This is a genomic window from Aeromonas sp. EU05-FHT14A05 (assembly GCF_058791175.1).
In genome coordinates, this window is record NZ_JBYTDH010000005.1 from 77,466 (window position 1) to 91,767 (window position 14,302).

At 63.2% G+C, this 14,302-nt stretch carries 10 protein-coding genes; 6 read left to right on the forward strand and 4 right to left on the reverse strand.

The window, feature by feature from the left end:
* Window positions 1–64: 64 nt before the first annotated feature.
* The 3 genes from AC3WR3_RS09135 to AC3WR3_RS09145 form a co-directional block, all read right to left on the reverse strand.
* A complete protein-coding gene (locus AC3WR3_RS09135; RefSeq protein WP_492291700.1) occupies window positions 65–1,615 on the reverse strand; it encodes a TerC family protein in 1,551 nt (516 codons plus the stop codon).
* Between the two features lie 641 nt (window positions 1,616–2,256).
* Window positions 2,257–2,772 carry a hypothetical protein gene (locus AC3WR3_RS09140; protein ID WP_139439465.1) on the reverse strand — a complete coding sequence of 172 codons (516 nt, stop codon included), beginning with the start codon at window positions 2,770–2,772 and terminating at the stop codon, window positions 2,257–2,259.
* A 392-nt stretch (window positions 2,773–3,164) separates the two neighbouring features.
* Window positions 3,165–4,091, reverse strand: coding sequence for a cation diffusion facilitator family transporter (locus AC3WR3_RS09145; protein ID WP_492291701.1), 927 nt, complete (start codon window positions 4,089–4,091; stop codon window positions 3,165–3,167).
* Between the two features lie 169 nt (window positions 4,092–4,260).
* On the opposite strand from AC3WR3_RS09145, the gene ydiJ reads away from it, so the two are divergent.
* The 6 genes from ydiJ (at window position 4,261) to AC3WR3_RS09175 (ending at window position 12,905) form a co-directional block, all read left to right on the forward strand.
* Entirely contained in the window at window positions 4,261–7,323 is a 3,063-nt protein-coding gene (gene ydiJ / locus AC3WR3_RS09150) for a D-2-hydroxyglutarate dehydrogenase YdiJ (RefSeq protein WP_492291702.1), read from the forward strand.
* Window positions 7,323–7,811: a hypothetical protein gene (locus AC3WR3_RS09155; RefSeq protein ID WP_492291703.1), complete on the forward strand. Its 489-nt coding sequence runs from the start codon at window positions 7,323–7,325 to the stop codon at window positions 7,809–7,811. Before ydiJ ends, AC3WR3_RS09155 begins: the two co-directional genes overlap by 1 nt.
* A 108-nt stretch (window positions 7,812–7,919) precedes the next feature.
* Window positions 7,920–8,381: a hotdog fold thioesterase gene (locus AC3WR3_RS09160; protein ID WP_307764814.1), complete on the forward strand. Its 462-nt coding sequence runs from the start codon at window positions 7,920–7,922 to the stop codon at window positions 8,379–8,381.
* Window positions 8,382–8,561: 180 nt separating this feature from the next.
* Window positions 8,562–10,442: a DEAD/DEAH box helicase gene (locus tag AC3WR3_RS09165; RefSeq protein WP_162519317.1), complete on the forward strand. Its 1,881-nt coding sequence runs from the start codon at window positions 8,562–8,564 to the stop codon at window positions 10,440–10,442.
* Window positions 10,443–10,677: 235 nt separating this feature from the next.
* Window positions 10,678–11,595: a LysR family transcriptional regulator gene (locus AC3WR3_RS09170; RefSeq protein WP_492291704.1), complete on the forward strand. Its 918-nt coding sequence runs from the start codon at window positions 10,678–10,680 to the stop codon at window positions 11,593–11,595.
* Between the two features lie 104 nt (window positions 11,596–11,699).
* The gene (locus tag AC3WR3_RS09175; RefSeq protein WP_492291705.1) at window positions 11,700–12,905 is read left to right on the forward strand and encodes an MFS transporter; all 1,206 of its coding nucleotides are present in this window, start codon (window positions 11,700–11,702) and stop codon (window positions 12,903–12,905) included.
* A gap of 65 nt (window positions 12,906–12,970) precedes the next feature.
* Here AC3WR3_RS09175 and AC3WR3_RS09180 read toward each other — a convergent pair whose 3' ends face one another.
* Window positions 12,971–14,293, reverse strand: a complete 1,323-nt coding sequence (locus AC3WR3_RS09180; RefSeq protein WP_319916064.1) for a Na+/H+ antiporter family protein — start codon at window positions 14,291–14,293, stop codon at window positions 12,971–12,973.
* Between the last annotated feature and the right edge of the window lie 9 nt (window positions 14,294–14,302).

Genomic DNA, 14,302 nt, shown 5'->3' on the forward strand with positions numbered 1-14,302 from the left:
ACAGCAATGGGCCTGAAACCATGAAAAAGAGGGCCTGTTGGCCCTCTTTCAGTGTCGCGGCAGATCAGGCGGCGCTGGCGCCTATCGGGGTGACCCGCACCCGCTCTATCCGGCGCTCGCTCACCGCCAGCACCTCGAAGCAGAGCTGGCCGAGGCGCAGTTGCTGGCCGCTGGTGGGCAGGCTGCCGAAGTGGGAGAGCAGCATGCCCGCCAGCGTCACGTACTCATCGCTCTCGCTCACCAGACCGTCATGGCCTAGGGTCTGCTCTATCTGGTGGATGTTGGTACTGCCGTTGATGAGCCAGCTCTCCCCCTCCTGGACGATGTCCGGGGTCTCATCCTCGTCCGGCAGCTCGCCGACGATGGCCTCCAGCAGATCGTGGTTGGTGACCAGCCCCTGGATGATGCCGAACTCGTCCGCCACCAGAATGAGGCTGCCCCTGGCCTGGCGCAGCTCCGCCAGCAGCCGGATCACGTTGATGGTCTGGGGCACTATGATGGGGTCATTCTGCCTGGCGAGCTCGGCCAGGGACTGCCCCTCGTTGAGGGCAAACAGCAGATCCCGCGCCTTCACCACCCCGATGATCTCGTCCAGCTCCCCGTCGCAGACCGGGAACAGGCTGTGGGGGGCCCGCTGCAGCAGGGTTCGGATCTCGTCCGGGGAGTCATTGACGTCGATCCACTCCATCTCGGCACGGGGGGTCATGATGGTGCGGATGGAGCGCTCGGCGAGCGACAGCACCCCGGTCACCATGTAGCGCTCTTCTTCTCCGAAGCTGATGGGGCGGGGGGCCTCCAGCTCCTCTTCCTCATCCTGCTGCGGGTGCTGGTTGGCCCGGCTGCCCCCCATCAGTTTGAAGATGGCGGCCGTGGTGCGCTCGCGCAGGGGCTGCCTGGATTCGTGGCGCTGGGCACTGCGCTGGGCGAGCTGGTTGAAAAACTCGATGAGCACAGAGAAGCCGATGGCGGCATAGAGATAGCCCTTGGGAATGTGGAAGCCGAAGCCCTCCGCCACCAGGCTGAAGCCTATCATCAGCAGGAAGCTCAGGCAGAGCACTACCACGGTGGGATGGGCGTTGACGAAGCGGGTCAGGGGTTTGGAGGCGATCACCATCACCACCATGGCGATGGTCACGGCCGCCATCATGACGCCCAGGTGTTCCACCATGCCGACCGCAGTGATGATGGAGTCCAGGGAGAAGACGGCATCCAGCACCAGGATCTGGGCGATCACCACCCCGAATCCGGCATAGACACCGGCCGGGCCCTGCTCCTCCGGCTTGGCCTCCAGCCGCTCATGCAGCTCTGAGGTGGCCTTGAACAGCAGGAAGAGGCCGCCCCCCATCAGGATGAGATCCCGCCCCGAGAAGGGGTGATCCCAGATGTGCAGTATGGGGGTCGTGAGCGTCACGAGCCAGGACATCACGCTCAGCAGGGCGAGGCGCATGATCAGGGCCAGTGAGAGGCCGATGAGCCGGGCCTTGTCCCGCTGGGCGGGGGGCAGCTTCTTCACCAGGATGGCGATGAAGACCAGGTTGTCGATCCCGAGCACTATCTCGAGGATGATCAGGGTGAACAGACCGACCCAGATAGACGGGTCCAGCAAGAATTCCATTAGGATGACCTCAATAAAAACAGATGCAGTGGATGTCGATCACGGCAAGGGGCCGTGACAGGGCAAGGCTGTTTTCAGAGGCGTTGGTTGAGCAGGTACAGATAGGTTTTGATGGGGAAAAACGAAGGGCTACTTCGGGGATTGTCCATGATGGGCAATAAAACCTCGGGTCAAAAGTGAGCCCTGATGATAACGGCTATCACCGATTTGGCAAGCGCCGGGCGCACATCACATAGAGATGAGCGACTACCGGGCACGGGGCGCCTGCGCTGCCGGGTCGGTCCATGGAAAGCCGCTCGCCATATGGAGGAAAAAGGCACAAGACGCAGGGGCTGTATATATCCGCGACTGGACAATGTGTAACAACCTATTTCAGGCGCCTATTATTTGGTGCTTGTTTTAATAAGTGTCAGCTCATTTGGTTATATAAGAAAGCGGTCGGCCCGCGGCTGTTTATGGTGTCGATGACAGGGGGGTATTTGAAGGGAGGCTGACGCCTCAATATAAAAAATGTGAATCTGAAGAGAGGCGTGTTGGCGCTTCAATATAAGGCGTTGAACATGAAGACAGGGAGGCATTGCCTCCCTGTCGGTCAATCCCCTCATGTCATGGGGATCGGATGTCGAGCACAATGGACCCCGTCACTGGCCCGTGTAGGCAGCGCCCTGAACATGGCCCTTCTTGTCACTGAGGCAGGACCAGGGGGCATCGGCACCCGGCACCTTGATGGTGACGCCGACCCCGGCTTCGGAGTCCATGACGTCAGTCACCTGAAGCTGGGCCTGGGGCACGTTCGTCTTCTCTGAGACCGCCTTCAGACAGGCTTTCTCCGCCGGGCTGGCAGGACTTGCCGAGGCCGCAGGCGCTGCTGACGTGGCTGCCGGGTGGCAGACGCCCGAGCCTTGCTTGCTGTTGTAGGAGACATCGTACTGGCCCCCGGTGTTGCTGATGGAGAGGGTGACCCCCGAGCCCTTGGCCTCATAGAAGTCATCGCTGAACTTCTTGAGCTTGGCCTCCTTGCCATTGATATAGACGGGGCCCCCCTCATCGCTGTGCATCTGGATCTGACCCGGGCACTCGTAATTAAGCTGGGGAAGGGCAGCACTGGCGGTGCCCGCCATGGTCAATGCAAATACTGTGATCAACACCTTTTTCATGGGACTTACCTTAACTGTTTAACAAAGTGGAATAAGTGTATTTGTTTTTATTGTCCGGTGGATAACTACATCACTGTATTTCGGCGCGCAGTCTGCCGTTTGTCCTTGGCGAAAACAAATAGCTGGCCGACTTAATTTTAGCAACGAAATTTTCGTAACTTTTTGTGCCGTTGAAAATGGTTATTGATTCAAGGGACTCGGCAAACGGTTTTCCCTGTCAATGGTTTAAAGATTAAAAAAAGCAGAGAAATTACGGGCAGGAGAGGGGCGGCGAGAGTGACAGCAAGAGTGATGCAGGGGGAGGTGGCAGGCGGGTTGCCGGGGCCTTGCCTGGGGCCCTTGTCACGCGGGGCGGCGGGGCCCCGCGTTGCATCAGGATGGCAAGCGCCGGATCAGAGCCAGCGTTTCTCGCGGGTGAAGCAGACCGAGAGCCAGGCATCCCCCAGGGTATCGCCGAGGCGGGACCAGAGCTCCTGGCGCAGGGCATCCTGGCGCTCTATGGGCCACTCCTGATCCGGGGCCACCAATATGTTCAATTCCAGATCGAAGCGGCGGCCGCTCTTGGCCAGATGGCTGTAGCACTCGATGCCATGGCGCAGGCGCAGGGCCTCGACTTCGCTGGCCACCAGCTGGGAGACATCCCCCTTGGGGGCGATTTTCAACACTTCCCGCAGGTTGCGGCCGAGCACCTTGATGGGGATCAGGGTGGCGCACAGGGCGAGCAGGGTGACCAGCACCGGGTCTATGTAGCGGTTGTACTGGCCGTAGCCGAGGGCGTCGAGGCCGATGGCGACCACGAAGCCGATGAGCAGGGTGGTGCTGAGCAGGGTGTCGACCAGCCACTCCTTGGAGTCGACCCGTACCAGTTCGGAGTCGATCCGCTCGGCGACGCCCGCCTCGATCCGGTAGATGATGGCGCAGAAGAAGGTGCAGACGGCGGCGTAGATGAGGGCGTGACCAAGGTCTATCTCCCGTCCCCCTTCGAGCAGGGAGGTGATGCCGCTATGGAGGGCGCCGAGGCAGAGCAGCAGTATGATGGTGCCGTTGATGACGTTGGTGATGGGTTCGAAGTGGGCGTAGCCATACTGGAAGCGCGCATCCGAGGGGCGGGTCACCAGGTAGGCGGTGATGAGTCCGAGGCCCGTCATGCCCATGCTGAACAGGGTGAAGATGCCATCGAGCATGATGGCGTTGGAACCGACGAAGAGGCCGTAGCCGATCCCGAAGATGGCGAAGCTGATGCAGCCGAACAGTGACAGGGTCAGGGCCTGTTTCTCGGTGCGAACCAGCGTACTGATAACATGGCTGTAATGAGCCATAAAAGTCCTCCTTTCAAATGGTGAAGATTGAACGCGCAAGCGGTTTTCTAGCTGATATACTGCCCGCTCACATGTGAGCGGACTGGTTCGGGCGCCCGCGAAGAGGCAGCCCCGAACGGTCGTTGTCGCCGGAATGCCGGCATCAAGCAAAGGATGGGAACAAGGATTCATGATCCCGAGACTCGATTACCAGGACAGTTTGTCACCTACAACCCTGCAGTTTCTTGAGTTGCTGGCGCGATCAGCATTTCGTGGTGATATCGAAAAGTCTTATGCAAGCCGGTTGGCGATGGCGACGGATAACAGCGTCTATCAGGTAGTACCTCAGGCGGTTCTCTATCCGCGCAGTGCGGATGATATAGCGGTAATGCTCAAGTTGGCTCAGGGGCCGGAGTACACCACCTTGAGTTTCTTCCCTCGCGGCGGCGGTACCGGCACCAATGGCCAGTCCCTGGGCGGCGGCATTATCGTCGATCTCTCGCGCCATATGAACCAGATCCTGGAAATTAATCTGGAGCAGGGCTGGGTGCGCGCCCAGGCCGGGGTGGTGAAGGATCAGCTCAACGCCTACCTCAAACCCCACGGCTACTTCTTCTCGCCGGATCTCTCCACCTCCAACCGCGCCACCCTGGGTGGCATGGTCAACACCGATGCCTCGGGGCAGGGGTCCCTGGTGTACGGCAAGACCTCGGATCACGTGCTGGGACTCAAGGCCGTGCTGGAGAACGGCGACATCATGGCGACCGAGCCGGTGAACGGCCAGCGGCTGGCAGACAAGCTGGCCCTCGAGAGCCGCGAGGGGGAGATCTACCGCACCCTCTATCGTATCGGCAAGGAGAGACGCGCCGACATCGAAGCCACCTTCCCCAAGCTCAACCGCTTTTTGACTGGTTACGATCTCAAGCACCTTTATCAGCCGGAGAGCGACACCCTGGACGTGAGCCGGGTGCTGTGCGGCTCCGAGGGGTCGCTGGGCTTCATCACCGAGGCTCGCCTCAACATCACCCCCATCCCGCGCTACCGCACCCTGGTCAACGTCAAGTACGACAGCTTCCCGTCGGCCCTGCGCAATGCCCCCTTTATGGTGCAGGCCCACGCCCTGTCGGTGGAAACCGTGGACTCCCGGGTGCTGGGGCTGGCCCGCGCCGACATCATCTGGCACTCGGTGAAGGACCTCATCCAGGACGTGCCCGGCAAGGACCTGCAGGGGCTCAACATCGTCGAGTTTGCGGACACCGACGAAACCGAGCACGAGGCCAAGGTGGCCGAGCTGTGCCGGCGCATCGACGGCCTGCTGGCCAGGGGGGAGGCGGGGATCATCGGCTATCAGGTGTGTGACCACCTGCCGAGCATCGAGACCATCTACGGCATGCGCAAGAAGTCGGTGGGGCTGCTCGGCAACGCCGAGGGGCGCAAGAAGCCGGTGGCCTTTACCGAAGACACCGCCGTGCCGCCTGAGTCACTCGCGGACTTCATCATGGAGTTTCGCGCCTTGCTGGACGGCCACGGCCTCGACTACGGCATGTTTGGCCATGTGGATGCGGGGGTGCTGCACGTGCGCCCGGCGCTGGATTTGTGCGACCCCGAGCAGGAGGTGCTGCTGCGGCGCATCTCGGATCAGGTGGTGGCCCTCACCGCCAAATATGGCGGCCTGATGTGGGGGGAGCATGGCAAGGGTTTCCGCTCCGAATACAGCCCCGCCTTCTTCGGCGAGCTGTGGGAGGAGCTGCAGCGGGTCAAGGGGGCCTTCGATCCGGCCAACCGCATCAACCCGGGCAAGATCTGCATCCCTTATGGCAGCGGCGCCGAACTGGTGTCGGTGGACGGGCCCAAGCGCGGCAAGTTTGACCGCCAGATCCCCATTGCGGTGCGCGAAAGCTACACCCGCGCCATGGATTGCAACGGCAACGGCCTCTGCTTCACCTTCGAGACCGACTCCCCCATGTGCCCCTCGGTCAAGATAAGCCGCGATCGCCGCCACTCCCCCAAGGGGCGGGCCGGGCTGATGCGCGAATGGCTGCGCCAGCTGGCGGAGCAGGGCTTCGATCCCCTGGCCGAAGAAGTTGCGCTGCAAAGCGGTGGTCTGCGCTTCAAGGCCATCGTCGACAAGTTTCGCAACACCCTGGCCCGCGCCCGCGGCCAGTACGACTTCTCCCACGAGGTGATGGAGGCGATGGAGGGGTGCCTGGCCTGCAAGGCGTGCACCAGCCAGTGCCCCATCAAGGTGGACGTGCCGAGCTTCCGTGCCCGCTTCATGCAGCTCTACCACAGCCGCTACCTGCGCGGCCCCAAGGATTACTTCGTCGGAACCGTCGAAGCTTACGCGCCCCTGCTTGCCAAGGCCCCCAAGCTGGTCAACTTCTTCCTGGAGAAAGAGTGGGCCCAGAAGGCGACCGAGAAGAGCATCGGCATGGTGGATGTGCCGCTTCTGAGCGTGCCCACCCTGGCCGAGGAGCTGCGCGATCACAAGGCCCGCTATTTCGATCTGCCGGGCCTCGAGGCCATGAGCCCCGAGCAGCGCCAAAAAGTGGTGCTCATCGTGCAGGATCCCTTCACCAGCTATTACGACGCCCCCGTGGTGCGCGACCTGGTGAGGCTCGCCAGCAAGCTGGGCTATCAGCCCTACCTGCTGCCGTTCAAGCCCAACGGCAAGCCCCAGCACGTGAAGGGCTTCCTGCGCGCCTTCGCCCGCACCGCCGCCAGCGGCGCCCAGTTCCTCAACAAGATGGCGGCGCTGGGCATCCCCATGGTGGGAGTGGATCCCTCCCTGGTGCTCTGCTATCGCGACGAGTACGTGAAGGCGCTCGGCCCCGCCCGCGGCGACTTCCAGGTGCTGCTGCCCCAGGAGTGGCTGCTCTCTCTTCCGGCCCCGCAAGTCAGGGCCGCAGCGAAAGAGCCGGGAGAGGCCGAGCCCTGGTATCTGTTTGCCCACTGCACCGAGAAGACAGCAAAGCCCTCGACCCACGGCGACTGGGGTACCCTGTTTGGCCGCTTCGGCGCCAAGTTGCAGCCGGTGTCGGTGGGTTGCTGCGGCATGGCGGGCACCTATGGCCACGACGCCAAGCAGGTAGACAACTCCAAGGGGATCTACTCCTTAAGCTGGGCTGAGCCCCTGGCACGCCTGCCCAAGGATCGCTGCCTGGCCACCGGCTATTCGTGCCGCAGCCAGGTCAAGCGGATGGAGGGGGAGAAACTCAAGCATCCGCTGCAGGCGCTGCTGGAACTGCTCTGATGCTGCGCTTCCCCAAGCGGTTTCGGGTGCCGCAAGCCTATCGGCACCCGAGCTTTCTACTGCTGCCTGCCAGCCCGAGCCAGGCCGTGGTGGAGTTCGTCGCCATGCTGCGCGAGCGGGAGCAGCTCCATCAGCTGTTTCGCCCCGATGACGTCTGGCCCTCGGCCCAGTTCAGCCTGAGCCAGCACGAGGCCGATCTGGAGTGGCAGCGCTCGGAGTTTCTCGCCAAGCGCTCCTTCGCCTATGGCCTCTGGAGCCCGGTGCGGGAGCCCGAGTTCTGGGGCGGGGTCTACCTCTACCCCTCGGTGCTGCCTGAGGTGGAGGTGGAGCTCTTCTTCTGGAAGGTGGCCGAGGCTCCTCTCGATGACGCCGTGCTGGAGGCCGAGCTGCGTGCCTGGCTGGGCAAGGTGTGGCACTGGCATCACCCGCGCCTGCCGGGGCGTGAGCTGCCCTGGGCCGAATGGCCCGGGGTGACCTACCCCTGGTGACGCAAGGCACTTGTCAAGATGCCCCGGTTCGGGGCATCTTTTTTCTTCGTCTTTTTTGCCGGCACTGATCGTGCCCAACTCATTGATCACATAAGGAGTCTGCTCGCCATGAGTCAAGAGAACGCCCCCATCTGGCGCAAACCCATGAGCCTTGAAGGGCTCAATGCCAGCTCCCGCAACACCCTGATGGCCCACCTTGGCATCCTCTATACCGCCTTTGGGCCCGACTGGCTCGAGGCCAGCATGCCGGTGGATCACCGCACCCATCAGCCGCTCGGCATGCTGCACGGCGGCGCCTCCGTGGTGCTGGCGGAGACGCTGGGGTCACTGGCGGCCAACATGGCGGTCGGGCCTGACAGTTACTGCGTGGGGCTGGAGGTCAATGCCAACCACCTGAGGGCCAAGCGGGAGGGGGTGGTGACGGGGCGGTGCTCGCCACTGCATCTGGGGGCCACGACCCAGGTGTGGCAGATTGAAATTCGGGACGAACGTGAGCGTTTATTGTGCACCAGCAGACTGACCATGGCGGTGCTCAAACACAAGCGGGACAAGGACTCCGGCGAGGAGTGATCTGCAATAACGCACCATGGGTGCAAAATAAGCAAGCCATAGTCGCGAGATCCCTCTATAATTGCCAACGTCTTGAGAGCCTTATCACATTTTTCAAGACAGCAGAACAAAGTGGCGCTATAATCGCCGCCTTTTTGCTATTCCGCGGTGTTAGCCGCCTGCCTTAATCTGGAAGAATCTATGTCTGATACCGAACAACTGCCCCTTTTTAGTGAGCTTGGACTGGCCGCGCCTGTATTGAAAGCGCTGCAGGACGTGGGCTATGAGCGCCCGTCACCGATCCAGGCCGCAGCAATTCCCCACCTGATGGCGGGACACGATCTGCTGGGGCAGGCGCAAACCGGTACAGGGAAGACCGCTGCTTTTGCCTTGCCTCTGTTGTCTCGTCTGGAAGCTGGTAACCGTAACACTCAGATTTTGGTGCTGGCACCGACCCGTGAGCTGGCGCTGCAAGTTGCCGAGGCGTGCCAACGTTACGCCAAGCACATGCCTGACTTCCATGTCCTGCCCATCTACGGTGGCTCCTCTTACGAAACCCAGACCCGCGCCCTGCGCCGTGGTGCCCAGGTGGTCGTCGGTACCCCTGGTCGCGTGATGGATCTGATCCGTCGCAAGAACCTGGACCTCTCCGGCCTGAAAGCCCTGGTACTGGACGAAGCCGATGAAATGCTGCGTATGGGCTTCATCGACGACGTGGACTGGATCATGGAACAGTGCCCGGCCACCCGTCAGGTTGCCCTGTTCTCTGCCACCATGCCGGACCAGATCCGTCGTGTTGCCCAGAAGCACCTGAAGCAACCCAAAGAGATCAAGATCATCACCAAGACGTCCACTGCACCGACCATCCGCCAGCGCTACTGGCAGGTAACCGGTCTGCACAAGCTGGACGCCATGACCCGTCTGCTGGAAGTCGAACCGTACGAAGCCGTACTGGTCTTCGTGCGCACCAAGAACGCCGCCGAAGAGCTGGCCAGCAAACTGGCCGCCCGTGGTCACGCCTGTGAAGCCCTGCACGGTGACATCCCGCAGAAGCTGCGTGAGCGTACCGTCGACAAGCTGCGTCAAGGCCAGCTGGACATCCTGATCGCCACCGACGTGGTCGCCCGTGGTCTGGACGTCGAGCGCATCACCCACGTGGTGAACTACGACATTCCGTACGACACCGAATCCTACGTTCACCGTATCGGCCGTACCGGCCGTGCCGGTCGCAAGGGCGAGGCCATCCTGTTCGTGGCTCCCCGCGAGCGCCGCATGCTGCGCGCCATCGAGCACGCCACTCGTCAGGCCATCGAGCCGATGAAGATGCCGAGCACCGAGGACATCAACCAGCACCGCATGACCAAGTTCAAGGAGCGCATCCGGGAAACCATGATGGGCGAAGAGCTTGAGATCTACGTGAACCTGGTGAACGAGCTGATCGAAGAAGATTCTGCCGATCCGCTGGAGCTGGCTGCCGCCCTGGCCAAGCTGGTACAGGGTGACCAACCGCTGCTGCTGGATGACTCCATCCCTGAACCGGCAAGCGATCGTGCTGGCCGTGAGTTCGAGCGCCGTGACTTCGGTGATCGCGCTCCCCGTGATTTCGGTGACCGTGGCGATCGTCCTGCCCGTCGCATGCCGTCCCTGGAGCCGCGTCCGCTCAAAGACAATCCTGACGTGGAGATGGAGCGTTACCGCGTAGACGTGGGTGCCCATCACGGCGTCAAGCCGGGCCAGATCGTGGGCGCCATCGCCAACGAAGCGAACATCGAGAGCCGTTTCATCGGCAACATCGACATCGCCGATGACTTCTCCACCGTCGATCTGCCGAAAGGCATGACAGCCGACGTGCTGGAAGTGATCAAGAAGGCCCGTGTCTGCCAGCGTCCGCTGCAGATCACCCGCTACACCGAGGTGCCGGCCGGCAGCAACACTGCCCCCCGTCCGCCCCGCAGCGATCGTCCCTTCAACAAGGATCGCCGCCCCAGCGGTGACCGTCCGTTCAACAAGAGCGGGGAGCGCCGTGAAGGTGGCTTCAACAAGGATCGCAAGTTCGGTGGCAACAAGCGCCGCGACAGCTGAGTCCAGATCTGATTGATGAAAGGCCGCTCCATGAGCGGCCTTTTTTTGTGCGCCTCGTTTGGACAAGAGTTCGGGCAAACGGATCGCGCCAGACAACGGACAGGATGGCAAGGGGCCAGCCCTGGGCCATGTCGGACAGGGGGGCGGCCGAGGAGGCGGGATGTTACCTTGTGCCACTGGATGCCGACGGCGCAAGGTGAGACGCCGCCGGCAGTGACGGGCAGGGGAGAGACGGATGGATCGATTGGGGGTGATGGAGGTCTTCGTGCTGGCGGTGGAGACCGGCTCCTTCTCGGCGGTGGGGCGTCGGCTGGGACTGGGTCAACCCACAGTCTCCAAGCTGATTGCCCAGCTGGAGGAGCGTCTTGGCTGCCGCCTGCTGCTGCGCTCGACCCGTGGCCTGGCCCCCACCGAGGCGGGGGAGGCCTATTATCGGCGCGCCAGGGAGATATTGGCGCAGGTCAACGAGGCCGACGCCATGGTGCAGCAGTGCCGGGCCGGCCTGAGCGGTCGCCTGCGGGTGAGCGCCCCCGTCACCTTCGCCCGCCTGCACATCATCCCGCACCTGTCGGATTTTCTCGGGGATCACCCTGGGCTGGATCTCGAGATCCTGCTGGATGATGGCAACGTCGATCTCATCTCGGCCGGCATCGATGTCGCCTTGCGGCTCGGGGAGCAGGCGGATTCGGCGCTGGTGGCCCGCCGTCTCTCCCGCTGCGAGATGCGGGTGCTGGGCACTCCGGCCTACTTCGCGGCCAGGGGCATGCCCGCCTCCCCCCAGGGGTTGCAGGATCACGATCTGGTGCTCTACAGCCCCAAGCCCGGCATGGGGCAGCAGTGGCTGTTTTGCCGGGGAGACGAGCGGATTGCGGTGCGAGGGCGGGGACGGCTGACGGTCTCGGCCGCCGAGGGGATGCGGGCCGCCGTGCTGGCGGGGCTCGGGCTCGGCATTGCCTCCGAGTGGATGTTCGCCCCCGAGCTTGCCCGGGGGGAGGTGGTGGTGGCGCTGCCGGAGTGGCAATTGCCGACGCTGGAGCTCTGGACCCTGCTGCCGGCAGGTCGCGAACTCAGCGCCAAGGCGCGCGCCTTCCTGACCTTCGTGGCCGGGCTGCCCGGCGTGGGGCAGGGGCCGGAGCATGCCGGGGTGGAATAGGTGTTATGGCGGGGCGCCTGCTAGTGCCGCCCCGTGTCCATGGGTAGTCTGTGCTCATCCAGCCCGTGCCTGCACGGGGTTCATTCATCTATGAGGATGGCATCATGAGTTCATCAGTCTCCACCGACCGGGTCGCCATGGCGAGCCGCACCCCAAGCCCCGCCCTTGTCTTTGCCATGGCCCTCTCCTGCGGTCTGGCGGTCGCCAACATCTATTACAACCAGCCCATGCTGGCGGTGATGGCACAGGATTTTCCCGGCCAATCCGCCATTCCCCTGATCGCCATGCTGACCCAGCTCGGTTATGCGGCCGGCCTGTTGTTGCTGGTGCCGCTCGGGGATGTGGTCGAGCGCCGCTGGCTCATTCTGGGGCAGTTTGTGCTGATTGCGCTGGCCTCCACGATGGCGGCCATGGCCACGGGGGCGACCATGTTGATGCTGGCCTCCGTCCTGCTCGGGATAGGCGCCACGGCGGCCCAGCAGATAGTGCCGGTGGCGGCCACCCTGGCCGATCCCGCCAGGCGGGGAGCCGTGGTCGGCAGCGTGATGAGCGGCTTGCTCGGCGGTATCCTGCTCAGCCGTACTCTGGCAGGCCTGGTCACCGCCTATGGCAGCTGGCGGGCCATGTTCTGGTGCGGGGTGCCACTGGCCCTGCTGGGGGGGCTGCTGATGGCCAGGATGATCCCGCAGGGATTGCCCCGCTCCACCCTGAGCTATCCTCGCCTGCTGGCCTCTCTCATCGGGTTGTGGCGCGAAGAGCCCGCCTTGCGCCGCGCCACCTTGACCCAGGCCTTGCTGTTTGCCTCCTTCAGTGCCTTCTGGACTGTGCTGGCCTTCTATCTCGCCGATCCCGCCTATGGGCTCGGTGCCGAGGTCGCCGGTCTGTTCGGGGTGATCGGCGTGGCGGGTGTGGTGGCTGCCCCGCTGGCGGGACGGATGGCCGACAGTCTGGGAGCAAGGCCAGTGGTGCTGGTGGGTGCCCTGCTGGCGGTGCTGGCCTGGATACTGTTCGAGACATGGCTCTCCCTGGTCGGGCTGTCGCTCGGGGTCATCTTGCTGGATCTGGGGGTACAGAGTGCGCTCGTCGCCCATCAGCAGCTCATCTATGGCCTGAGAGCCGAGGCGAGGGGACGGATCAATACCCTCTTCATGACGGGCATGTTCCTGGGAGGGACGCTCGGCTCAAGCCTGGCCATGCTGGCCTGGCAGCAGGGGGGCTGGGTCGATGTGGGCTGGGCGGGCCTCGCGCTGGCGCTGACGGCCTGCTTGGCCGCCCTCGCCGGGAAGCGGAGTCTGCAACCGGCCTCCTGAGACGAGTGCCAGAGACAACAAAGGCGACCCTGGGGTCGCCTTTCGTCTGCCTGCGTGGCGCCTTGTCAGAGCACCATGGCGGCTATCCAGCCGAAGATAATGAGCGGGATGTTGTAGTGAATGAAGGTGGGCACCACGCTGTCCCAGATGTGGTCGTGCTGGCCATCGGCGTTGAGGCCAGAGGTGGGGCCCAGGGTCGAGTCGGAGGCGGGGGAGCCCGCATCCCCCAGCGCACCCGCGGTCCCCACCAGGGCGATGGTCGCCATGGGGGAGAAGCCGAGGTGGATGCACAGGGGCACATAGATGGTGGCGATGATGGGCACGGTGGAGAAGGAAGAGCCTATCCCCATGGTGATGAGCAGGCCCACCAGCAGCATCAGGAAGGCGGCCAGCCCCTTGTGACCAGCCATCATGCCGGAGACGGACTGCACCAGGCTCTCCACCCCGTGGGTCTCCTTCATCACGGCGGCGAAGCCGGCGGCGGAGATCATGATGAAGCCGATGAGGGACATCATGCGCACGCCCTGGGTGAAGGCGTCCTGGCTCTCGCGAAACTTGATGACGCCACCACAGGTGAAGATGATGAAACCGGCGAGGGCCCCCAGCACTATGCTGTTGGTCATCAGCTGCAGCCCCAGGGCCACGGCGATGGCCAGCAGGGCGACCCAGATGTGGTTGAGGTTCAGTTCGACGGTTTCCGGCTCGGCGGCCAGGATCTTCTCCAGATCATACTGGCGCGGCTTGCGATAGCTGAAGAAGACTGCCACCAGCAGCCCGACGAACATGCCGAGTACCGGAATGGCCATCGCCAGCGGCAGCTGGCTGAACTCGACCGCCACCCCGTTGTCGATCAGGTTCTTGGCCAGGATGTTGTTGAGGAAGATGCCACCAAAGCCCACCGGCAGCAGCATGTAGGTCGCGGTCAGGCCGAAGGTGATGACGCAGGCCACCTGGCGGCGATCGATCTGCATCTGGGCCATGACGTGCAACAGCGGCGGGATCAGGATGGGAATGAAGGCGATGTGGACCGGGATCAGGTTCTGGGAGGAGATGGATACCCCCAGTACCGAGGTGAGCAGCAAGCTCTTGACCCAGAGGATGCGGGACGAACTGGCATCCTTGCCGAGTTGGCTGATCACCTTGCGGGCCAGCAGGTCGGTGATCCCGGAGCGGGAGATGGCCACCGCGAAGGCACCCAGCATGGCGTAGGAGAGGGCGATTTCGGCGCCGCCACCCAGTCCGCCGGTGAAGGTGCTGAGGGTCTGTTCGAGGGAGAGGCCGCCGAGCAGGCCGCCGACGATGGCGCCGATGGCGAGAGAGACCACCACATTGATCCGCAGCAGGCTGAGCACCAGCATCAGCGCCACCGCGATAACAACAGGATTCATTTGATTTCC